General features: G+C 71.4%; 20 protein-coding genes. 4 read left to right on the forward strand and 16 right to left on the reverse strand.

Features of this window, described 5'->3' with window-relative positions:
- Nucleotides 1-115: 115 nt before the first annotated feature.
- The 6 genes from QNO09_RS27825 to QNO09_RS27850 all read right to left on the reverse strand — a co-directional run bounded on the left by QNO09_RS27825 (nt 116) and on the right by QNO09_RS27850 (nt 6,630).
- Complete coding sequence (locus tag QNO09_RS27825; RefSeq protein WP_283973000.1) at nt 116-949, reverse strand: anti-sigma factor family protein; 834 nt, start codon at nt 947-949, stop codon at nt 116-118.
- Entirely contained in the window at nt 949-1,470 is a 522-nt protein-coding gene (locus QNO09_RS27830) for a sigma-70 family RNA polymerase sigma factor (RefSeq protein WP_010039908.1), read from the reverse strand. The genes QNO09_RS27825 and QNO09_RS27830 overlap by 1 nt, the downstream gene beginning before the upstream one ends.
- 353 nt (nt 1,471-1,823) lie before the next feature.
- Nucleotides 1,824-2,417: a CGNR zinc finger domain-containing protein gene (locus QNO09_RS27835; protein WP_283973001.1), complete on the reverse strand. Its 594-nt coding sequence runs from the start codon at nt 2,415-2,417 to the stop codon at nt 1,824-1,826.
- Nucleotides 2,418-2,855: 438 nt separating this feature from the next.
- Nucleotides 2,856-4,007 carry a uroporphyrinogen-III synthase gene (locus QNO09_RS27840; protein ID WP_283973002.1) on the reverse strand — a complete coding sequence of 384 codons (1,152 nt, stop codon included), beginning with the start codon at nt 4,005-4,007 and terminating at the stop codon, nt 2,856-2,858.
- Nucleotides 4,008-4,123: 116 nt separating this feature from the next.
- Nucleotides 4,124-5,509: a nitrate/nitrite transporter gene (locus tag QNO09_RS27845; RefSeq protein ID WP_283973003.1), complete on the reverse strand. Its 1,386-nt coding sequence runs from the start codon at nt 5,507-5,509 to the stop codon at nt 4,124-4,126.
- Between the two features lie 158 nt (nt 5,510-5,667).
- The gene (locus QNO09_RS27850; protein ID WP_283973004.1) at nt 5,668-6,630 is read right to left on the reverse strand and encodes a hypothetical protein; all 963 of its coding nucleotides are present in this window, start codon (nt 6,628-6,630) and stop codon (nt 5,668-5,670) included.
- Between the two features lie 135 nt (nt 6,631-6,765).
- On the opposite strand from QNO09_RS27850, the gene QNO09_RS27855 reads away from it, so the two are divergent.
- Nucleotides 6,766-7,308, forward strand: coding sequence for a hypothetical protein (locus tag QNO09_RS27855; protein ID WP_283973005.1), 543 nt, complete (start codon nt 6,766-6,768; stop codon nt 7,306-7,308).
- Here the strand turns inward: QNO09_RS27855 and QNO09_RS27860 are convergent.
- The 10 genes from QNO09_RS27860 to QNO09_RS27905 all read right to left on the reverse strand — a co-directional run bounded on the left by QNO09_RS27860 (nt 7,291) and on the right by QNO09_RS27905 (nt 17,794).
- Nucleotides 7,291-7,881 carry a hypothetical protein gene (locus QNO09_RS27860; RefSeq protein WP_283973006.1) on the reverse strand — a complete coding sequence of 197 codons (591 nt, stop codon included), beginning with the start codon at nt 7,879-7,881 and terminating at the stop codon, nt 7,291-7,293. The genes QNO09_RS27855 and QNO09_RS27860 overlap by 18 nt on opposite strands.
- Before the next feature lie 8 nt (nt 7,882-7,889).
- Nucleotides 7,890-9,281, reverse strand: a complete 1,392-nt coding sequence (locus QNO09_RS27865) for a hypothetical protein (protein WP_283973007.1) — start codon at nt 9,279-9,281, stop codon at nt 7,890-7,892.
- Entirely contained in the window at nt 9,278-9,580 is a 303-nt protein-coding gene (locus QNO09_RS27870; RefSeq protein WP_283973008.1) for a DUF6317 family protein, read from the reverse strand. The genes QNO09_RS27865 and QNO09_RS27870 overlap by 4 nt, the downstream gene beginning before the upstream one ends.
- Nucleotides 9,577-10,206, reverse strand: coding sequence for a hypothetical protein (locus tag QNO09_RS27875; protein ID WP_283973009.1), 630 nt, complete (start codon nt 10,204-10,206; stop codon nt 9,577-9,579). The genes QNO09_RS27870 and QNO09_RS27875 overlap by 4 nt, the downstream gene beginning before the upstream one ends.
- A 77-nt stretch (nt 10,207-10,283) precedes the next feature.
- A complete protein-coding gene (locus tag QNO09_RS27880) occupies nt 10,284-11,609 on the reverse strand; it encodes an acyltransferase family protein (protein WP_283973010.1) in 1,326 nt (441 codons plus the stop codon).
- Complete coding sequence (locus QNO09_RS27885) at nt 11,606-13,804, reverse strand: bifunctional polysaccharide deacetylase/glycosyltransferase family 2 protein (RefSeq protein ID WP_283973011.1); 2,199 nt, start codon at nt 13,802-13,804, stop codon at nt 11,606-11,608. Before QNO09_RS27885 ends, QNO09_RS27880 begins: the two co-directional genes overlap by 4 nt.
- A gap of 478 nt (nt 13,805-14,282) precedes the next feature.
- Complete coding sequence (locus tag QNO09_RS27890; protein WP_283973012.1) at nt 14,283-15,299, reverse strand: hypothetical protein; 1,017 nt, start codon at nt 15,297-15,299, stop codon at nt 14,283-14,285.
- A 166-nt stretch (nt 15,300-15,465) separates the two neighbouring features.
- Nucleotides 15,466-16,431 (reverse strand): LysR family transcriptional regulator, encoded by a 966-nt coding sequence (locus QNO09_RS27895; RefSeq protein WP_283973013.1) that lies wholly within the window; start codon nt 16,429-16,431, stop codon nt 15,466-15,468.
- A 238-nt stretch (nt 16,432-16,669) separates the two neighbouring features.
- Nucleotides 16,670-17,536, reverse strand: coding sequence for a hypothetical protein (locus QNO09_RS27900; RefSeq protein WP_283973014.1), 867 nt, complete (start codon nt 17,534-17,536; stop codon nt 16,670-16,672).
- A gap of 12 nt (nt 17,537-17,548) precedes the next feature.
- Nucleotides 17,549-17,794 carry a hypothetical protein gene (locus QNO09_RS27905; protein ID WP_283973015.1) on the reverse strand — a complete coding sequence of 82 codons (246 nt, stop codon included), beginning with the start codon at nt 17,792-17,794 and terminating at the stop codon, nt 17,549-17,551.
- 249 nt (nt 17,795-18,043) lie between these two features.
- Between QNO09_RS27905 and QNO09_RS27910 the strand changes: the two genes are divergently transcribed.
- The 3 genes from QNO09_RS27910 (at nt 18,044) to QNO09_RS27920 (ending at nt 22,580) form a co-directional block, all read left to right on the forward strand.
- Nucleotides 18,044-19,252 carry an MFS transporter gene (locus QNO09_RS27910; protein ID WP_283973016.1) on the forward strand — a complete coding sequence of 403 codons (1,209 nt, stop codon included), beginning with the start codon at nt 18,044-18,046 and terminating at the stop codon, nt 19,250-19,252.
- A gap of 77 nt (nt 19,253-19,329) precedes the next feature.
- Entirely contained in the window at nt 19,330-21,579 is a 2,250-nt protein-coding gene (gene yicI / locus QNO09_RS27915; RefSeq protein ID WP_283973017.1) for an alpha-xylosidase, read from the forward strand.
- Nucleotides 21,579-22,580, forward strand: a complete 1,002-nt coding sequence (locus QNO09_RS27920; RefSeq protein ID WP_283973018.1) for a LacI family DNA-binding transcriptional regulator — start codon at nt 21,579-21,581, stop codon at nt 22,578-22,580. The genes yicI and QNO09_RS27920 overlap by 1 nt, the downstream gene beginning before the upstream one ends.
- The last annotated feature ends 36 nt before the right edge of the window (nt 22,581-22,616 follow it).

Consider the following 22,616-nt stretch of genomic DNA (forward strand, 5'->3'; position numbering starts at 1 on the left):
CTGACGTGCTGGGCAGCCGTCAACCGTACGCGAAGGGGACCCCTGGAGGCTACGGGCTGGCGGGCGGCCTCGGGACCTGTTGCCCCGATGGCGCCCGCCGGGCCACCGAACGGACCTACGCGTCGACCTCGACCAGCCGCTTGCCGTCGAAGGTCACTACCTCGAAGTGGTCGATCTGGTTCGGCTCGAAGGCGGCACCGCCCTGGACGTACAGCGGCTCCTTGGCCTTCTCGGACTTGGCGTCCGGCAGGCCGTAGCCCCATTCAGGGACGGACCAGGAGGCGAGGGTCTCCCGCTCGCCGTTCTTGCCGACCGCGACGAGGGCGCACTTGAGGGGGCCCTTGAGGTTCTTCAGCTCCAGGACGGTGCCGGTGCCCCAGTCCTTCTTCTGGACTGCGACGGTGGCGGAGACCTTGGTGTTCGGGTCGGTGGCCGTGATCTTGTCGGAGATGTCCTCGAAGGCGGCCTTGGCGGGGCTCGCCGCGAGCGGGCGGTTCTCCGCACCGCCGCTGCCGCCGTCGCCGCCGTTGGTCGCCACCGCGACGAAGGGACCGCCGATGATCAGCGCACCGGCCGCGGCCACCATGTAGAAGCTGCGGCGGCGCTTCTGGGCGCGGCGGTCGGCGACCTCGTCGACCAGCTTCTCCACCAGGCGCGGGCGGGGCTTCGCGGACAGCGACTCGCCGATCGCCGGGGTGCTGCCGGAGCCGGGCAGATCGGCGAGGGCGGCGAGCATCGGCTCCATGCCGGCCAGCTCGTCCAACTGCTGGGCGCACCATTCACAGGTCGCGAGGTGGGCTTCGAAAGCGGTCGCCTCGGCGTCGTCGAGGATGCCGAGGGCGTAGGCGCCGACGGTCTCGTGCTCGTTCGGCACCGGAGATTCCTGCATGGGACCAGACATACCCATGCCTCCCGTACCGAACCCTTGGTTACCCCCGTAAACACTCATCACGCCGTCACCCCCCGCTCCTCCAGCGCCAGCTTCATGGAACGCAGGGCGTAGAACACCCTGGAGCGGACGGTTCCGCTGGGTATGCCCAGAGTCTCGGCCGCCTCATTGACGGTACGCCCCTTGAAGTACGTCTCGACGAGCACCTCCCGGTGGGCGGGGGTCAGGTCGTCGAGGGCGTCCGAGAGAGTCATCAGCCACAGCGCCTTGTCGATCTCGTCCTCCGCGGGGATGACCTCCAGCGGCGACGGGTCGACCTCCTGCGGCCGGGCCTGCCGGCTGCGGTGGCCGTCGATGACGATGCGCCGGGCGACCGTCACCAGCCAGGGGCGTACCGATCCGGTCGCCCGATTGAGCTGACCGGCGTTCTTCCAGGCACGGATGAGTGTCTCCTGGACGACGTCCTCGGCGCGCTGCCGGTCTCCGGCGACCAGGCGCAGGACATATGCCAGAAGGGGTCCGGCGTGTTCGCGATAGAGCGCACGCATCAGCTCCTCGTCGGGTTCCGAGGGCTGGGACATGCGATGTCGGGCCCTCGGTGCACGTTCATTGGCCACGACGGAATCCTTGCGCACGCCCACCTCCGGTGTCCGGGGGTTCCCCCAGTCGGTCGCTCCACAAGCCGTACGGACGCGAGCGGTTGGGCGTTCAAAGAGACGCGACAGATTTCTTCGGAGTGACGTGACGAGGGGGGACATGGGTGCACATTCCCACCCCGCGTTCTTTACATTTCCGCCACATCGACAAGATCAAGCCAGGCTTTCCCTACGGTGGCGTAGGTAAACGGCATGTAATCGAAATCACTTTGTCGCCGCCCCCGCAGAAGTCGCATTTAGGACAGGGGAATTGAGTGCACGGACCACTCAATTCCGTTTCACGCGCGGGCGAGTGCCGCGCGCCGACGATGCCGGGCGACTCGTTCGCGGTTCCCGCAGACCTCGCTGGAGCACCAACGCCGCCTGCGGCCCCGGGAGGTGTCGAGGTACACGATGGGGCAGTTGTCCCCTTCGCACTGGCGCAGGGCCGCGCGGGCGACGGGGTCGGTCAGCAGGTCCACGGCGTCCCGGGCGACGACCGCGAGCAGGGCGGCGCAGCCGGGCGGAGCGTCCAACCTCCGCAGCAGCTGGCCGTCTTCGCCGCGGACCGCGCGCGGGGCCGGGGGCGCGGTGCGGGCCAGGTCGTTGACGCGGGCGAGGGCCAGGTCGTACGTCGCGACTCCGGGTCTCGGCCGGCAGCGCACCAACCGGTCGATCTGACCCCGCAGTTCACGGAAGGCGAGCAGCCAGCCGGTGTCGGCGTGGGCCAGGGCGGTGTCCGCGGGGACGAGTCCGGAGCCGGTGATCCAGGCGCGCAGCACGTCGACGGAGCCGAGCCGCTCCTGCGGGTGCGTGGTGGAGAGCAGGTCCAGGCAGATCCGCCCGGCGTCGAAGCGCAGCTCGTACGGGGCCGTGGCCGTTCCCAGTGCCATGTGCCTGTCACCGCCTAGGGTTCACCCCGGTCGCGAGGGCTTCGGTGAGACGCCGGTGAGAGGACCGGGAAACCGTTCCCTCTTACAGTGCCTGCCCGCGCCGACGCCGAAAACCCCTCACGCACACCTCGCCCCGACGACCACCCGGCGGGACCCTCGTTCAGGCCACGCCGGGGCCGACCCGGGGACGGCCGGTCCCTCTCGGGCCACCCCTCCACGCCCCGGCGGGCACCGCCTCCCCCGAGCACAGCACCCGGCGCACTCCCCGAGTCGACCCACCCGCGGGCGTCGCCCTCGGCCCGACTCCGTAACAGCGGGCGTCGCCCAGGCCCGACTCCCCATCCGCGGGCATTATGCCCGGCCCGATTCCCCCAAGGCCGGCGCTACGCGCCCAGCAGGGCCACATCCGGCGTGTTCTGGATCAACCTCCGGGCGGACTCACGCGTCCGCGTACTTCGTTTCGGCGCTGGGGTCCAGGGCCAGGCGGTAGCCGCGTTTGACCACCGTCTGGATCAGCTTCGGGGCGCCGAGGGCCGTGCGGAGGCGGGCCATGGCCGTCTCCACCGCGTGTTCGTCGCGGCCGGAGCCGGGCAGGGCGCGCAGGAGGTCGGCGCGGGCGACGACCCAGCCGGGACGGCGGGAGAGGGCGCGCAGGAGGGACATGCCAGCGGGCGGGACCGGTTTGAGGTCGCCGTCGACCAGGACGGCGTGGCCGCGGATCTCCACGCGGTGCCCGGCGACCGGGAAGGAGCGTGCCCGCGCGGGCAGTTCCTGGCACAGGAGCTGGACCAGGGGGCCGAGGCGGAAGCGTTCGGGCTGGACCGTGTCGATGCCGCGGGACTGCAGGGGCAAGGCCGTGACCGGGCCGACGCAGGCCGGCAGCACGTCGTGGCCGAGCGCCGCCAGCACCTCGTCGAGCAGTCCGCGTTCCTCCGCCCGGGAGAGGAGGGAGGCCGCGGCCGGGGCACTGGTGAAGGTCACCGCGTCCACGGCCCGGGCGACCGTCGCGTCCAGCAGGCGGTCGACCGGTGTGATGTCCTCCGGCGGCATCCAGCGGTACACGGGCACCCCGACCACCTCGGCCCCGCCCGCCCGCAGCGCCTCCACGAAGCCGGGCAGCGGCTCACCGTGCAACTGGATCGCGATGCGCAGGCCGTCGACGCCCTCCTCCAGCAGCCGGTCCAGCACCTCCGCCATGGACTCCGACGACGGCGACCACTCCTCCGTCAGGCCGGCGGCCCGGACCGCGCCCTTGACCTTCGGCCCGCGCGCCAGGATCCGTACGCCGCCCAGCCGCGCCAGCAGTTCCTCCCCCAGCCCCCAGCCGTCGGCGGCCTCGACCCAGCCCCGGAAGCCGATCGCGGTCGTCGCCACGACGATGTCCGGCACCTGCTCGACGATCTCCTTCGTCGCGGCCAGCAGTTCACTGTCGTCGGCGAGCGGCACGATGCGCAGGGCAGGGGCGTGCAGGACGGCGGCACCGCGTCGCTGCAGCAGCGCCCCGAGCTCATCGGCCCGGCGCGCGGCCGTCACACCCACGGTGAAACCCGCCAGGGGTCCGTGGTCCGGTCGCTGTTCTTCCTCGTACATGGCTCTCGTCCCGCACTCGAGTCGTCGTACTTATGGGTACGGCGTACCTACATGCCGATCGAGCCTGTCAACGGCTCGTGACAGGCCCGGATCGGCGTGATGACGACGGTGTTACGTCACACCCTGGCGTAGCTGAGCTGCGGCTCCGCCTCCGAGGTCGCCGTCGTGACGGGTACCCGGGGTGCCGTGCGGCGAAGGTATACGGCCCAGGTGACCAGGAAGCAGACCGCGTAGAAGGCGAGGAAGGCGACGAAGGCGCCGGTGCCGGAGCCGTAGGAGAGGAAGGACTGGCGGAAGGCGAGGTTGATGCCGACGCCGCCGAGCGCGCCCACCGCGCCGATGAGTCCCATGGAGGCGCCGGAGAGGCGACGCCCGTGGGCAGCGGCCGCTTCACCCTTCAGCCCCTTGGCGAGGGCCTTGTTCTGGAAGATGCCCGGGATCATCTTGAACGTCGAGCCGTTGCCGATGCCGGTGAGCACGAACAGCACCACGAACGCGACGGTGAACAGCGCCAGCGACTTCTCCATGCTGGCGGAGATGAGGACGGCGGTCGCCGCACCCATGCCGACGTAGTTCCACAGCGTGATCCTCGCACCGCCGTACTTGTCGGCCATCCAACCGCCCAGGGGGCGGATCAGCGAGCCGAGGAGCGGACCGATGAAGGTGACGTACGCGGCTTCCAGCGGGGTGCGTCCGAACTGGTTCGTCAGGACCTGGCCGAAGGCGAAGCTGTATCCGATGAACGACCCGAACGTGCCGATGTAGAGGAACGACATGATCCAGGTGTCCGGGTCCCGCGCGGCGTCCTTGGCGGCGCCGGTGTCGTTCTTCACGTTCTCGATGTTGTCCATGAAGAGCGCGGCCAGGACGGCGGCGACGACGATCAGCGGGATGTAGATCCCGAGCAGCACGCGCGGGCCGCCGCTGGCGCCGATGATCGCGAGCGCGGCGAGCTGGATCACCGGTACGCCGATGTTGCCGCCGCCCGCGTTCAGGCCGAGGGCCCAACCCTTCTTCCGCAGGGGGAAGAAGGCGTTGATGTTGGTCATGGAGGAGGCGAAGTTGCCGCCGCCGATGCCGGCCAGCAGACCGACGAGGAGGAAGGTGGCGAAGGAGGTCCCCGGCTCCATCACGGCGAACGCGGCGACGGTCGGGACCAGCAGGAGGCTCGCGGAGATGATCGTCCAGTTCCGTCCGCCGAAGATCGCCACGGCGAAGGTGTAGGGGACGCGGACGACGGCGCCGACCAGCGTGACCATCGAGGTCAGCATGAACTTGTCGGCGGGGGTCAGTCCGTACTCCGGGCCCATGAACAGCACCAGCACGGACCACAGGGTCCAGATCGAGAAGCCGATGTGCTCGGACAGTACGGAGAAGAAGAGGTTCCGGCGGGCGACCTTCTCCCCGGTCTCCTTCCAGAACGTCTCGTTCTCGGGATCCCAGTGCCGGATCCAGCGTCCGCCCTTGCTCGGGGGTACGGGTGCCGTGCCAGGGCCTGTCATGACGCCTCCACTGTGCTCCGGGGCTCGGTCGTACTTTGTGCGACTGACCCCGAAGGTAGGGAGGACGCGTTTCCTGCCTGTGGCACCGGGTGACCGCGAGGGAACTTTGCTCTCACCCCGGGCTCGGGCGGGATGAGAGGTCGCGGGAGGTTTCCGTGTCAGTGCTGCGGGGGCTGCCCGTGCGGGTGCTGGGGATGCTGGGGGTGGGGCTGGTGGTACGGCTGGTTGTAAGGGCCGGGAGGCTGCGCCCCGGAGGGGCCGGGCGCGGGACGGCTCTGGTGCGCGGCCGGTGAGGGCTGCCCCGGGTACGGGCCGGGTACGGGCGGACCGCCGTAGGGACCGGGAGCGGCCGGGCCCGGGTACGTGCCCGGCGCGGGCGGACCGCAGTAGAGACCGGGGGCGGGCCGCCGGCCGTCGTATGGTCCGGGTGCCGACTGGGCATACGGCCCGGGGGCCTGCGGGGCATACGCCCCGGGGGCCTGCTGCGCGTACGGCCCACCCCCGAACGGATTGCCCTGCCCCGGCGGCTGCGCCCCGGGCGGCAGGTACCGCAGCCGCCCGTTCTCGTCGTTCACCGGCACGAAGCCGGCCGCCCGCAGCCGGGCCGCGAACTTGGCGTTGCGCTTGCGCGTGACCCCGAGACCGATGCCGAAGATCGCCATGAACACCAGCCACACCGCACCGGCCGCGATGAAGTCGGCGGACTCACCCCCGAAACGGAAGCCGAGGATCACGCAGCCGAGGGTGACGCCCAGGGCCCCGTACGCCATGCGTTTCTCGGCGTGCTTGCCGGTGAGGTCGAAGTTGATGCGGGCCTTGAGCAGTTCGAAGGCGTCGGGCACGAGCGGCGGCAGGGAGACACCGTCCGCCGCGTTGGGGTACTGCGCCCAGTTCTGCCCGGCCCGGGCCCTGGCCTGCGGGCCGGGGTCGGGCATGAGCAACATGGTGAGCGCGCCGTTAAGGCCGCTGCTCTGGCGGACGTCGGCGTACTCGTAACCGAACTGCTGCGCCACGAAGGCCAGCCGGGCGAGCTTCTTCACGGACGCCATCGGGCTGGTGAGTTCGACCGGTTCCCCGCTCGCCATCAGCCGCAGCATCTTCTGCATCTGCCGCTTACTCATCCCACCACTCCCCCGGCCGCCCACTGGGCACACTTGTTCACATGCGCAACTCGGGCAGTTTTCCACACCGGCGAACCCCGGGGGTACGGGGTCCCGTTATCCTCTTGCGGACCCCACCTGGGAAGGGGAGAGTCCATGTCCGCCGAGTCGGGGGCCGAGCGGCCTGAGGCGCAGCGCCCGCAGCGCTCCGTTGCCGGAAACGTCGCCTTCGGAGCGGGAATGCTCCTCGTGCTGGCGCTGGCGACGCTCGGCGCGTTCGCGGCCGTGGCCCTGCTGGGCCGGGTGGTAGACACGGCCCCGCTGTCCGGCATGGTGCCCGACGACGGGAACAACGCCTTGGTGGTGGGCGGCATCGCGGTCGGCGGGCTGACCGGGCTGATGCTGCCGGTGATCCTGTTCGGCATGGTGCGGGGGAACGAGGACACGCCCCGGGTCGGTCCGGGAGCGGCGGCGCGCAAGGTGCTGGCCGTACTGGCGTTCGACGTCTGGCTGCTGGTCGTGGCGTTGCTCGTCGCCCAGCTGGGGTGGTTCCTCCCGACTCAGGTCATCACCGTGGTCGCCGTCTTCACCGTCGGATTCAGCTGGATGCCGCTCGCGATGGTCCCCTGGGAGCGGTTCGGTCTCGGCGATGTCTTCGCCAAGCGCCGGGGTTCCGCCACGTCACGCCAGGCGGAGTGAGTCCGCCAGCTCGTCGGCGACCTTGACGAGTTCCGCGCCGAGTCCCAGGGACGTCCACAGCAGCCGGCCTTCCAGCGCGGTGGGGTGCCGGCGCGGCAGGACGTAGTGGGCCACTCCCTCGACGATCGTTCCGCTGTCCGCGTCCGGTTCCGTCGGCTCCTGGCGGTGCACGCGCAGGGCCGGCCCGAGGGGCAGTTCGACCTCGATGAGCATCTGCTCCGCGCCGAAGTACGGGCCGTCCGCGCCCTCCGCCTCGGCCCGGAAGGCGGTCACCGTCAGGGACTCCGGCGGGATGTTCAGCTCCCGCACCGTGTAACTCGCTACGACGGGCCCGTCCTGGGGTGCCAGGACCGCCGCGCACAGGGCGCGCTGCCGGACCGCCGCACCCCAGTACCAGAGCAGGTCCGTCGCGAACGCCTCCCGCCACTGCTCGGGTACGTCGCCCCCGAGGTGCTGTTCGGCGAGGGTGCGTGCCCATGTCTCGGGGTCCTCGCTCCGCAGGTCCAGGACCAGCCAGTTGTGGTGGGCGGGCAGCGCGACGCGGCACTCCCGCCAGTCCACCGGGTTCGACATGGCCGGGCTCACCGTCCGGCCAGTGACGCGTCGGGACCGGTGACGTCGATCTCCGGGTCACCGCCGAACAGGCCGACGAAGCTGTTGGTATCGGAGGCCGCGCCCGTACCGGTGCCGCCGAGGCCGACGACGTTGTACGCCATGGCCTGCTTGAACGCGTCGGGCGTTCCGATGATGCGCAGGTCCGCCGGGTCGATGTTCTTGATACGCGCGAGTTCGTCGACCATGCCCGGGCCCGCGTACATGCTGGCCAGACCGCGCGGTCCGGCGGCGTTGTAGGCGTCGCGGGCCGCCGAGAGGTTGTCGCCGGCCTTGAACAGGTCCCGCCAGTTGCCCCGGATGGTGGCCAGGTCGTCCGCGAAGGAGCTCGGCAGTCCACGGAAGGCCGCCCTCAGGCCCACGTCGGGCAGGGCGGCCCCGGGGCGTGCTCCGGCCCGTGCCCCGACCATGGACTCGACGAGTGCGCGGCGCGCGGCCGAGTTCATGCCCGGGTTCCAGCCGCGCACGTACTGTGTGGCCGCCGTCCAGACGCGGCTGCGGCCGACGGTGGCGGCGGCCTTGGCGCCCGCGGAGAAGACGCGTCCGATGCCGAACGTGGCGAGGCCCAGCACGTCGATCGCCACATCGCCCCAGGAGCCGTCGCCGTTGATGGCGAGCAGCACGTGGCAGACCAGTGAGATCGCGGTCATGACCAGGGCGATGGTGCCGAGTACACCGGCCAGGGCCTGTCCGATGACGGGTATCCAGCCCACGAGCAGGGACAGCACCCCGCAGACGGCGGCGATGGCTCCCGTGATGTCGCTGACGAGTTTCAGGGTGTCGCGCAGGTCGTCCAGCCAGCCGTCGTTGAGGCCGTCGCCCTCGGTGGTGTCGTGGATGCGCTTGGCGGCCTTGTCGCCGGCCTCCTTGTGACGGGTCTTCAGCTTGTCGAGCTGGCCGCGCAGCCCGTCGAGCCCCTCCTGGAGGTCGGTGACCGCCTTGTCGAGCTTGCCCTGCCCGGCGTCGTCGGTGCCCTTGGGCGGGTTCTCGGCCTTGGACTTCGCGGTGGACAGGCTGTTGTGCTGGGTCTCCGCCTGGGTGAGGAGCTTGTCCGCTTCTCCCTGGATCGTCTCCAGATCGGTGGAGTAGTCCTTGAGGGCGACTCCGGCGTCGGCGTAGCGGTCGTGGGCCTTGCTCACCGTCTTGGCCGTGTCGTTCGCCTTCTCGGCGAAGGCGCGTCCGGCCTCGGAGTCCCAGCTCTCCAGGGTACCGAGCCGGCGCAACGCGTCGGCCGTCTTGGTGATGGTCTCGGCCGTGGCCGTGAACCGGCGCGCGAGGGCCTTCATGTCGTGGACGTCACCGGGCACGGGGTCACCGCTCTCCCCCAGTACCTCCCACCGGTGGTCGGCGGGGCGGGTCACTTCTTCTTCCCCTTGCCCGTGAGCGCGTCGTACAGAGCGGTGTCGAGCTCGGTGTACGCCTTCCCGGACTCCTTGGCGATCTTCCCGAGCCCCTGGATCTCCTCGATCATCTTCTTGCGGTTGTCGTCCCAGCCGTCGGAGAACTCCTGGAGCCGGTCGTGCAGTGTCTGGTGGCCGACGGTGCGGCGGTCGTAGGCGTCCATGAGCTTGTCGAGCCCTTCCAGCTCGGTCGCCACCGTCCGCAGTCCGTTTCCGGCCGTTTCGAGATCCTGCGTCGAGACCCTGAGCTTCTTGCTCACTTCTGTTCCTCCCCCGTCCGCTCATCGTCGCGAGGTTGCCAGCGCAAGGTTCCGGCCACCGCGTCGAACAACTGCACCATGGCGTCCGCGATCGGCTCCAGCGGTGTGCTGAACGTCAGCATCAACACCTCGTCGCGGTCCGGGACCGGTACGAAGTACTCGACGACCGTGTCCTCGAACTCGGAGCCCAGCTTCCGCGACTGCCTCGTCCGCTCCCGCCGGAGCACCCGGGCCACGCGCCCCACGGCGGGCAGCGACTCCAGCGTGACCTCGCCGGAGCCGGCCAGGGCGGCGACGGCGTCGAGGGCGTCGAACCTCTCGTACAGGCGGGAGACCAGCAGGGAGGCCGACAACGGGATGCCGCCCGCCTCCAGGAACGACAGGTACAGCACCACACCGCCCTGCTCGACCGCCGCCTCGGCCGTGCCGAGCAACTGCTCCTGGGCCTTCCGGCGCAGCACCGGCTGGTCGTCGACGCCCGTGAACTGCCGCCGGATCAGCGCGTTCACGGACCCCTCGCGGCGGTCGGCGGGCAGGAGCGGGATGCGGTACCAGTCCTCGGGCGTGATCAGCCCGAAGACCGGCGCGCGCGGTCCGGCCGGTTGTGGCGTCCGTGCCTGTGTCACTGTCGTTCTCTCACCTGGACCGAAAGGAACCCTCGGAAGGGCCGCTCGTCGTCCGCCCCCGCCGATGCCGGGTCAGCTTAGCTTCCGGGGGCCGAGCGCCTCCGGCTGCCGCGAACCCTCACCCGAGAGGCACCGTTCGGCCACAACCGGGGTTTCCGCTTCGCCGCGACGTCCTCGACCCAGCCGAACACGAGGATCGCCGCGCCGATCAGGGGCCAGACCAGGACGAACATCCAGGTCGTGTACGTGGCGTCCAGGGCGGACACCCCGCTGTCGCTCTGGAGGAACGGCAGTTCGTAGAGGAGGTCGAGGATCGGGATCGTGGCCATGATGAGGCAGTTGTGCCAGAGGTAGATCGTGACCGCGCGGTTGTTGGAGAGGGTCACGAGCTTGTCCCACCTGGCCAGGCGGCCCGGGAGTTCGCGCCAGGACGGGGCGTACTCGAGAAGGACGACCACGAAGCCGAAGGACCAGGCCGCCTGGGCCAGGGGGATGTCGTTGAGGTCCCAGCCGTCGGGGCCCAGGTGACCCGAGGCCCACCACAGGCCGAAGGCCATGAGCAGGGCCGCGCAGGAGATCGACAGGTAGCGGGGGATCCGCTTGAGCAGGCCCTCGTGGTGGGCGAAGCCCAGGATCCAGCAGCCGCCGTAGACCGCGAAGTCGGTCACCGCGTTGCCCGTCTCGCCGGGGATCTTCACCAGACCCGTGCCGACGATCGCCGTGAGGCCCAGCGGTGCCAGCAGCGTCGGCCACGGTGCCCGGCGGAACGCCCACAACAGCAGCGGGGAGGCGATGACGAACCAGAGGTAGGCCCGCAGGTACCACAGCGGACCGGCCGCCTGCACCGCCCAGGTGTCCTCCAGCAGGCCGGACTTGGCGCCGAGGTGCCAGGGGAAGGGCGGGGCGCCCACGGGGAAGAAGTAGTTGGCCAGATCGACGAGGGCCCAGGCACCGCCGTGGTACGGGTCCTTCAGCGGGTTCCAGCCGGCCGCGAACATCATCGTCAGCACCACCACGCTGAACACCCAGAGCGGGGGCAGGAGCCGGCGGATCCGGCCCCGGACCACACCGAGCGCCGGGCGGTTCAGCGAGCGCGCCATCAGGGAGCCCGCCAGCGCGAACATCACGCCCATCGACGGGAACAGCACCGTCAGCCACGCCCAGCCGAACAGGTGGTACACGACGACACGGACCAGGGCGATCGAACGCAGCAGGTCGAGGTAGCGGTCACGGCCGCCGCCCTGGTGCTCCGGCGGGGTGGGGGCGGTCGCGGTGGGGGCGGTCGCCATGGCGGTGCCGCCCTCCGGTGCGGGGTCGGTCGTGCGCTGCTGCGGCATGCCGTAGGACGCCCCCGGCACACCGGACGCCGCCGAGGACGTGGGGATCGGGTTTCCGTGGGTCATGCCACCGGCCTCCGCTCGGAGCTGTTCTGGGACCGCTGGCGCGGCACGGGCCCGCCGCCGGGCGCGTCGACCACACCGGTGCGCCGCAGCTTCTGCCAGCGCAACCGGCCGCCGGTCAGGGCGGTGATCCAGGACTGGAGCAGTACGACGTACATGAGCTGGCGGTAGAGGATCTGCTGCAGGGGCAGCGAGATGAGATGCGTCATGCGCTCGCGGTCGAGCCGGAAGGCGTAGGCCGCGCAGACCGCCTGGATGGCCAGGACGCCGAGCCACGCCATGATCGTCTTCTGGGTGGGGCCGAACACGAGGCCGTAGACGAGGAACACGTCGATCAGCGGGGCCAGCAGGGGCGCCAGGACCATGAAGAGGGACACCAGCGGCAGGCCGACGCGGCCGAAGCGGCCCGAGGGGCCCTTGTCCACCAGGGCCCGGCGGTGTTTCCAGATGGCCTGCATGGTGCCGTACGACCAGCGGTAGCGCTGGGACCACAGCTGCTGGACCGTCTCCGGCGCCTCGGTCCAGGCACGGGCGTTCTCCGCGTAGACCACGCGCCAGCCGTCACGGTGCAGGGCCATGGTGATGTCGGTGTCCTCGGCGAGGGTGTCGTCGCTCATGCCGCCGACCCGTTCCAGCGCGCTGCGGCGGAAGGCTCCGACCGCTCCGGGGATCGTCGGCATGCAGCGCAGCACGTCGTACATCCGGCGGTCGAGGTTGAAGCCCATCACGTATTCGATGTGCTGCCAGGCGCCGATGAGGCTGTCCTTGTTGCCGACCTTGGCGTTGCCCGCCACCGCGCCCACGCGTGGGTCGCCGAAGGGCTGCACCAGTTCGCGCACGGTGGACGGTTCGAAGACCGTGTCGCCGTCCATCATCACGATCAGGTCGTGGCGGGCGTTGGCCACACCGCGGTTGAGCGCGGCCGGCTTGCCCGCGTTGAGCTGGCGGACGACCCGGACGTTCGGCAGGCCCATGGCCTCGACGATCCGTGACGTGCCGTCGGCGGAGCCGTCGTCGATGACGAGGACCTCGATGGGGTGGTCACTCTCGGCGAGGGAACGGACCGTGTTTTCGATGCACTTGGCCTCGTTGTACGCCGGGACCAGAACCGACACCGGTTCGGTGATCGGCGCTCCCCAGCGGAAGCCGCGGCGGCGCACCCGGCGTGCGTGCACCCCGGAGAGCAGCAGCATCAGCACGAAACGGCCGATGACGAGGGTGCCGACGATCGCGAGTCCGACGACCAGCCCGTCGGTGAGGTGCTCCGAGGCCTGGACCAGGAAGATCCACGCCGTGCCCTTCCACCGGTCGAGGCCGGTGACGCCGGAGTGCGCGCTCGGGGCGTCGAGGGCCTCGGTGAGGTTGCTGAACGCGTAGCCCTTCTCGCGCAGGTCGGGCAGCATGCGGCCCAGTGCCTCGACGGTCTGGTGACGGTCGCCGCCGGAGTCGTGCATCAGGACGATCGCGCCTTCGCCGCCCTTGGGCGTGGCGCGTCGGATGATCTCGGCGACACCGGGCTTGCGCCAGTCCTCGCTGTCGGTGTTGTTGACGACGGTGATGTAGCCGCGGCGGCCGATGTACTCGGTCACCGGCCAGGACCTGTTGTCCATGGCGGCGGCGAAGGAGGAGTACGGCGGCCGGAAGAGGGAGGTACGGATGCCCGCCGCGCCCGAGAGGGCGAGCTGGTTCTGGGACAGCTCCCAGTCGATGCGCTTCTTGGACTGGTAGGACAGGTCGGGGTGGTTGAAGGTGTGCAGGCCGATCTCGTGGCCTTCGTCGACCATGCGCCGGACCAGGTCGGGGTAGCGCGAGGCCATGGTGCCGGTGACGAAGAAGACCGCGTGTGCGTCGTGCTTCTTCAGAACGTCCAGGATCTTGGGCGTCCAGACCGGGTCGGGGCCGTCGTCGAAGGTGAGCACCAGGCGGCGGTCGGGCACACGCAGGCTCTCGGTGCGGCCGCTGCGGGTGTCGATGACGGGCCCGCCTCTCCTGATCTTCTCCGGCACCTGGTCGGTGGCGGCGGGCGGCCGGACCCGGTGGTCGGCGAGGATCTCGCTGTGCACGTAGCCGCGCAGCATGAGCATCGCCATCAGCGCGACGAGGACGAGCAGGGGCAGGAGCAGGCGCAGCGGCAGGCGGCGCCTGGAGCCGCCACGGGCTCGGGGCGCCGGCCCGGAACGGCGGGTACGGGATGCCATGGGTGGTGGTACTCCGGGTGGTGCGGGATGGGGTGCTGCGGGAACGGTGGGTGGTACGGGGACGGTGGTGATACGGGGACGGTGGGTGATGCCGGGGACGACGGTGCTGCGGGGACGGTGAGTGATCCGGGACGACGGTGCTGCGGGACGGTGGGGGCGGGGCCGTGCCGGCGGGCTCCGCGGCGCCGTCGGTGGGTCCCTCACTCCCCCAGCGGGACCGGGAGCCCGGGGTCCGCGAGGGTGAGGCGCCGGAGCGCCCTTCCCCCCGGCCTCCCTCCGGGGGCGACCTGGCAGGCACCGCTCACGCGGCCGGGACCAGTGCTGATGGCCGGGAAGGATCACCGGCTCGCGATGCTCGGCAGGGTGCCTCGCCGCGTCGTCGCATCACCCGGGTACGTCCTGTAGGCGGGCGATGCTCCGCCGTGCGCACCGCACCGGGCGCCGGGAGCTGTCCGGCAAGCCGTTCCGGCCACCGGCTCTAGACGGCGGGCGTCGGTTCGGCGTTCGGCGTCTCGACCGGGCCTTCGGCGACCGTGCCGGTGCCGTCGCTGTCGTCGGCGCCCAAGGTTTCGGTCGGCTCGGGCGTGGGCTCGACCGTCGGCGTCGGGTCGGGCGCCGGGGTGGTCGGTGGGTCGGCGGGCTCGGTCGGGGCCGGGTCGGTCACGCCGGTGCCCGGGTCCGGTGTGGTCCGGGCCGCGGTCGGCGAGGGGCGTGCCGTCGGGCCGCGGCGGCCGGGTTCGACGGTGGCGGCGGGTTCGACGACGCCGGCAGCGGGCGAGGGTGACGTGGCCTCGTCGGCCGTCGGCGCACTGACCGGGGCGGTGGCGCCGGTGCCGGTGCCGGTGGCCGGGTCCGACTGCTTGGGCAACGGCGGGGTGTCGACCTGCCCGGCCGACGGATCCTGCTTCTGGCCCGGTACGGGCAGCCACGGCGCGTTGGAGTTGCCCGACAGCAGCGTGGCGACGATGACGGCGGCGTAGACCCCGCAGGCCAGGGCGATGGCTATGCCGATGCGGCGGAAGCGGCGGCTGCGGCGGCCCGACTCGTCGACGAAGACCGGCCGGTCGGCGGGGGCCGGGCCCGCGCCGATGCCTTCCTCGACCCGCCGCACGGACCCGTCCCCGAGCTGTACGGCGTCGAGCTGGATGGTGACCTCGTGCGGGTCGTGGGTGTGCCCGGTGGAGCCGGGGGTCCCGGCCGGGTCGTGGGCGCTCCCGACCGGGTGGGCGTCCTCCTGCCAGGGGTCGCGGACCGCGGTCCGGGACTCGGTGCCCGAGTCGGACGAGCGGAACGAGTCGGCCTCGCCCTCGCTCTGCCGGGGGATGCCGCGCAGTATCTCCGTACCGGCGGGCAGCCGGCAGCCGCTCGCCCGGTCGTCACCGTCGCGCACCTGGGTGGCTTTCCGGTCCCGGACGCTGCCGTCCGCAGGGAGTTCCCCGGTCGCCGCCGCGACCTCGGGCCACTCTGGTTGGGCGTCTTCTCGCCAACTTGTCACACGCACGCACTTCCCCCCACGGGATGGTTCGGGTGCGCGTACGACCTGAACACCCGTCGTCGGAACGGGCCCCCACCCGTCCGAGCGCCCCCTATTACCACACCGTGCTCAGGCGTTGAATGTAGCGCACGGGGAGGTTGTGTGTGAGCGCGGGCATCGAATCGTGTCAGCCGTGAGACGTCATGAGGACATCGTCACCGGCCGGAATCCATCCCCCGGTGGGCCGCCGCAGCCACCCCTCCTCGGCGGCGAGCCGGGCCGCCGCCCGCCGCAGCGCGTCGAACGCGGGGTGGGTCAGGCCCTTGCGCCACACCAGGGACAGCGGGGACAGCGGAACGGGGTCGATCAGGGGCCGCACCACCGTCGACGGCAGTGCCGGGAAGCCCACGACGGCCAGAATCGGGTTGCGCGTTCTGGCCATGATCCGCTGGAACTCCTCCTCCCCGACCGCCAGCGGCGCGGGTGGCGCGATCTCGATGCCCCGGCCCTCGAACAGCAGCCGGGCGAGGCCCGTCCACTCCGGCGTGCGCGGATTGCCGGCGCCCGCGTAGACGGTCTCGCCGACCAGCTCGGCGAGCGGCACCGCCTCCAGAGCGGCCAGCCGGTGGTCCTCGGGCAGCACGACCGCCATCGGCTCGTACCGCACGGGCAGGTGGTCGAGCCCCGCCCGCAGCGCCGGGTCCAGCCCGGCGAAACGTCCGAACGACGCGTCCAGCCGGCCCGCGAGCAGTTCACCGGCGGCTCCGGTCAGGCCGCTCTCGTAGCGGGCCATCAGTTCGTGGCCCGGCGCGAGCTCCCGCGCCCGGTGCAGGACGCGGCGGGCGGTGACCAGGCCCGGGGAGTTGAGGTCGACCAGCAGGGGTCGGGCCTGGTCGAAGGCGGCGAGCAGCTCGTCCTGCGCCCGGAGCACCCGCCGGGCGTACGGCAGCAGCCGCTCCCCGTCGGGGGTCAGCGTCACCTGCCGGGTGGTCCGCACGAACAACTCGGCCCTCAGCTCCCGCTCCAGCCGCCGCACGTCCCGGCTGAGCGCCTGCTGAGCCACATGCAACCGCACGGCGGCCCGCGTGAAGTGCAGTTCCTCGGCAACGGTGACGAAGGCACGCAGCAGACGGGGGTCGAGGTGGGCCGGCATGCGGTGCAACCTACAGCGGCGGACGCCGGGTGCGGCGGGCCCCGGGAGTCCCGGGCCCGGGAGGGCCGCGCCCGGGGACCCGGGCTCAGAGGACCCGCGCCCGGGAGGCCCAGGCTCAGAGGGCCTCGCTCGGGAGGCCCGGGCTCAAGAGACCCGGGCTCAGGAGCCACCGGCTAAGAGCGCCCGGGGCCAGGGCCGGCTGCTTCAGGTCTCATGGGCGGATGGTCTTCAGAGACCTTTACGACCCGCCCGGCTGACCTTCCGCACCCCTATAACCTTCCGCACCCCTATAACCTTCCGCACCCCTATAACCCTCCACACCCCTATAACCCTCCACACCCTTCTGACCCTCCGCGCCGGCCGGTGCCGGAGCCTGTCCCACCCGGTGACGTGGAACCGAACGCATCGGCGGGCGGGTGAGGGTGATCTGGCGCACCACCTGCTGGAAGCAGGCGAGGGCGGCGAGGCCGGGCAGGGCCGCCGCCGCGGTGCCTAGGATCGTCCGCGGTGCCTGGACGACGCACAGCAGCACGGCGATGCACGAGAAGACCACCACCACACACCACGAGTGCACGGCACGGCGCTGGTGCAGGGCGGCCCGCAGGACGGACAGGGAGCCCACCAGCCACGGCCCGTACACCAGCAGGGGCCACCAGGTGCGCAGGCCCCGCGCCCCGGGGGACACCGCGACCAGGCGCAGGGGGTCGTAGGCGACGATGCCGCTCAGGAGGCTCACGGCGGAGGCGATGACGGCCGCCAGGGCGGCGACGAGGAAGCTGGTGGTGCGCAGTACGCGCGGGGCCTTGCGGGTCGGGACCTTGCGGTGGCGCCGGGGGACCTCCCGCACGGGCGGAAGCTCCTCGGTGATGTCCTGGAGCCGCCGCATGTGAGTGGCCGGGGCGGAGACCGGCGCCGGTTCCGCGGCCTCGTCCGGGTCCTCGTCACGGGGAGCGGGGATCCTCGTCGCCTGCTCCCCGAGGGCCTCCTCGAGGATGAACGCCAGTTCCTCGGCGGGATCCCAGGTCGGGTCCGGCGGTGTCAGGGGGGTGATGAAATCCCGGGCCGGAGCCCGATGCCGGCCAGTGCCCTCGACTTTGTCGTACATGACGTGACCCGACTATTTCGAAAGCGCGAAAGCCGGCCAATCCGTCGCACTGATCCAGCGCCGGGCGAGATCCTTTTCCAGCGCGCTCATGGCGTCGATGAAATCACGCAGCACCGGCTCGGTCACCTGCAGAGCAACCGGGCAACCGCCTCTGGTGAGGGTGCCGTTGACTGTCGCCGACGAGTGCGCTGGTGCCGGAATGTAGGTATACGGGCCGAGCGTTACCGCCCAGCCGTCTTTCCTGGTCGCCTCGGTCATGTACCCACTAACCGTCGGCCCACTCCGACGGATGCGCGGCAAACGAGTGAAGGATTTTCCGGAATGAACATATTTTCCATGCGCCATGAGGAGCATTAGGAATCTCCATATCTCTGTATGAAGAACAAGGAGCGAACATTTCCGGCCATGGGGTTTCGCCCTTCCGGCCAGTGATCCACAACCCAGGTGCGTGACTGCGCACGGAACAGGTGTTGGACCGGTTGATCGTCCCCGGGCGACGGTGGACGCATGCCGCGCCTCTCCCCGTACCGCCGCCTGTTCCGCCTGCCTGGCGCCCGCGCGTTCACCGCCGGGAACCTCATCGCCCGGCTGCCGATGGGCATGTTCAGCATCAGCGCGGTCGTGATGATCGCCGGGACGCGGGATTCGTACGCCCTCGCCGGTGCCGTCACGGCGACGGGACTGGCGGCGACCGCGCTGGTCGCGCCCTGGATCGCGCGGCTCGTCGACCGGCACGGCCAGGCCCGGGTCGCCCTGCCCGCCACGGTGATCGCCGTCCTCGGCTCCCTGTCCCTGCTGCTGTGCGTGCGCCACGACGCCCCGGACTGGACGCTGTTCGCCTCCTACGCCGCGACCGCCACGACCCCCAACACCGGCGGGATGGCACGGGCCCGCTGGGCGCATCTGCTGGCCGGCGACCCGAAGGCACTGCACACCGCCAACTCCTTCGAGCAGGCGGCGGACGAACTGTGCTTCATGCTGGGCCCGGTGCTCGCGGCCTTCCTGTGCGGGACCTTCTTCCCGGAGGCGGGCACGCTCGTGGGCGCGGTGCTGCTGCTGACCGGCATGGTCCTGTTCACGACCCGGCGTGCGACGGAGCCCCCGGTCGGCGCGCGCATACCCGGAAAGGCACCCCTGCGCGCCCCCGGCATCCCCCCGCTGCTCGCGGTCTGCCTGGCGATGGGCGGCATCTTCGGCGCGACGGAGATCGTCACACTGGCGTTCGCCGACGCGCAGGGGCGGCAGTGGGCGGCCGGCGCCGTCCTCGCCCTCCAGGCCGCGGGTTCCTGCGTGGCGGGCCTGCTGTACGGCTCCGTGAAGCCCGTCGGACCGGCCGAGGCCCGGCTGCCCCGGTGCGTGGCGGCGATGGCCGCGCTGCTGACCCTGCCGCTGCTGGCCGCGGCCCTCACGGGCTCGCTCCTGCTCCTGGCGGCCACGCTGCTGGTGGCCGGGATGGCGACGGCCCCGACGATGGTCACCGCCATGACGCTGGTGCAGCAGCGCACCCCCGACGGGCGGCTGAACGAGGGCATGACCCTCGCGGTGACCGGCCTGCTCGGCGGCATCGCCTGCGGCAGCGCGATCGGCGGCTGGACCGTGGAGCACCTCTCGCCGACGGGGGGCTTCGCGGTCCCGGTGACGGCGGCGGCCCTGGCCTTCGCCCTTTCCCTGCGCCGTGCTTCGAATCGCTTCACCAAGTGTCTCGCACCCCATTGACGCCCTCACGCACCCCGCATACGTTCGATCGTCGAAGCGCTTCGACACCGTGCGCCGGGAGAGTAGGGAACCCTCACATGAAGTTCACCGACGGCTACTGGCTCCTGCGCGAGGGCGTCACCGCGGCCTATCCGGCCGAGGCCCTCGACGTCACCGAGTCGGACGGCGCGCTGGAGATCCACGCCCCGACCCGGCCCGTCCGCTCCCGCGGCGACCTGATGACCGGCCCGGTCCTCACGGTCAGGGCGCACACCCCCATGCCGGACGTCATCGGCCTGACGCTGACGCACTTCACCGGCGGACGGCCCCGCGGCCCGGAGTTCGAGCTCACAGGTTCGGACACCACCGCGGAGATCACGTACGGCGACGAGCACGCGACCCTGACCTCCGGCGACCTGGCGGTCCGGCTGGCCCGGGGCGGCCCCTGGCACGTCGAGTTCCTCGCGCACGGCCGCACGCTGACCAGCAGCGGCCACAAGAACGCGGGCATCATGCGGGACGCCTCGGGCGCGCACCACCTGCGCGAGCAACTGGTCCTGAAGGTCGGCACCTCCGTCTACGGCCTCGGTGAGCGCTTCGGCCCGCTGGTGAAGAACGGGCAGGTCGTCGACGTCTGGCAGGCCGACGGCGGCACGTGCAGCGAACAGGCCTACAAGAACGTGCCCTTCTACCTCACGGACGCGGGGTACGGCGTCTTCGTCGACCACCCGGGCAAGGTGTCCTTCGAGGTCGCCTCGGAGGTGGTCTCCCGGATGCAGTTCAGCGCGGAGACACAGGAGCTGACCTACTACGTCATCCACGGCCCCACCCCGAAGGAGATCCTCCGCAAGTACACGGCCCTGACCGGGCGTCCGGCCCTGCCGCCCGCCTGGTCGTTCGGCCTGTGGCTGTCGACGTCCTTCACGACCGCCTACGACGAAGAGACGGTGACGTCCTTCATCGAGGGCATGAAGGAGCGTGAACTGCCGCTTTCCGTCTTCCACTTCGACTGCTTCTGGATGCGGGAGTTCAACTGGTGCGATTTCCGGTGGGATCCACGGGTGTTTCCCGACCCCGAGGGCATGCTGGCCCGCTTGAAGGCCCATGACCTGCGCGTCTCGGTGTGGATCAATCCGTACATCGCCCAGCGCTCCCCGCTGTTCGCCGAGGGCAAGGCGCTCGGGCATCTGCTGAAGCGCCCGGACGGCGGTGTCTGGCAGTGGGACATGTGGCAGCCCGGCATGGCCCTGGTCGACTTCACGTCACCGGCCGCCCGCGACTGGTACGCCGGCAAGCTGGAGGCACTGCTCGCACAGGGCGTCGACTGCTTCAAGACCGACTTCGGCGAACGCGTGCCCCTCGACGTGGTCTGGTCCGACGGCTCGGACCCGGAGCGGATGCACAACTACTACACGTACCTGTACAACCGCACGGTCTTCGAGGTGCTGCGCAAGCACCGCGGCGAGCAGGAGGCCGTTCTCTTCGCCCGGTCGGCGACGACGGGGAGCCAGCAGTTCCCCGTGCACTGGGGCGGCGACTGCGAGGCGACCTACGAGTCGATGGCGGAGTCGCTGCGCGGCGGTCTGTCCCTCGGTCTGTCGGGCTTCGGCTTCTGGAGCCATGACATCGGCGGCTTCGAGGGCACCCCCACCCCGGCCCTGTTCAAGCGCTGGCTGGCCTTCGGGCTGCTCTCCTCCCACAGCCGCCTGCACGGCAGCAGCTCCTACCGGGTGCCCTGGCACTTCGACGAGGAGTCGGTCGAGGTGGCACGCCACTTCACCCGGCTGAAGCTCCGCCTCATGCCCTACCTGTACGAGATGGCCCGCGCGGCCCACACCGAGGGTCTGCCCCTGATGCGGGCCATGGTCCTGGAGTTCCCGGACGATCCGGGATGCGCGCACCTGGAACGGCAGTACATGCTCGGCCCCGACCTGCTGGTCGCCCCGGTGTTCGACGACGACGGCGACGTCACCTACTACGTCCCCGAGGGCACCTGGACCCACCTCCTCACCGGCGAGACGGTGACCGGCCCGCGCTGGGTGCGCGAGCGCCACGGCTTCCTGAGCGCGCCCCTGCTGGTGCGGCCCGGCGCGGTGATCCCGGTCGGCGCGCGGGACGACCGGCCCGACTACGACCACGCCGACGGGGTGACACTGCGGGCGTACGGCCTGCGGCCCGGCGACGAGGTGACGGTGGCGGTCGGGAACGTGACCTTCACGGTCGTCCGCGAGGGCAGCCGGCTGCGGGCCACGTGCGGCCATCCGGCAGCCGCCTGGGGCCTGGCCGCGGGCGGACGCGAGGTCCAGGCCCCGCCCGGCACGGGTCTCCTCGCGCTGGAGCTGGACTGATGGTCACGATCACGGACGTGGCGCGCCGGGCCGGGGTCTCCCCCAGCACCGTCTCCTATGCGCTGAGCGGCAAGCGTCCGATCTCCGACGAGACCCGGCGGCGTGTCCAGGCGGCCGTCCGCGAGCTGGGCTACCGCCCCCACGCGGGTGCCCGGGCCCTGGCCGGCGGCGAGCCGAACGTGCTGGCCCTCGCCGCGCCGCTGCGCCCCGGCGTGCAGGTCCCGGTGGTGATGCGGCTGGCCGTGTCGGTGGTGACGACGGCCCGCGCCCATGACCACGACGTCCTGCTGCTCACCCAGGAGGAGGCCGAGGAGGGACTGAGCCGTGCCATGGGCTTGGACTCGGTGGCCGGGCTGCTGCTGGCGGACGTCGAGCTCGACGATCCGCGCCTGCCCCGGCTCCGCGCCCTGGACCGCCCGTCGGTCCTGATCGGCCTTCCCGCGGAGCCGTACGGTCTGACCTGCGTGGACCTCGACTTCAGGGCGGCGGGCGAGGCGTGTGTGAACCATCTGGCGGAACGGGGTCACCGCAGGGTCGCCCTGGTCGGCTCACCCCCGGAGGTCTACCTCCGCGGAACGGCCTACGCCCACCACCTCATGCGGGGTTTCACCGCCGCCGCCACCCGTCGCGGCCTGACCACGTCCGTCCACCCGGCCGCCCCCGACCCCGCCACGGCCCCGGGGCTCGCCGAGCGGCTGCTGCGCGAACACCCGGCCCTCACCGCCGTGGTGATACACAACGAACCCCTCCTGGAACCACTGATCCACGCTTTCCGGCGGCTCGGCCCACGGATCCCCGGCGACCTGTCGGTCATCGCCGTCTGCCCCGACGACCTCGCGACGACGCCCGGCGTCCCGGTCACGTCCGTGTCCCTCCCGGCCGACGAGCTGGGCATCCGCGCGGTCGAGTTGCTGATGCGGAAGCTGCGCGGCACCCCCGTACCGCAGGCGACGCTGCTGCCCCCGCGTCTGACGGAACGGGCCACCACGGGCCCCGCATGACAAAGGCCCCGCCGCTCGAAAGCGGCGAGGCCTTGG

It is taken from the genome of Streptomyces sp. 378 (assembly GCF_030124145.1).
In the GTDB taxonomy this organism is placed as follows: Bacteria; Actinomycetota; Actinomycetes; order Streptomycetales; family Streptomycetaceae; genus Streptomyces.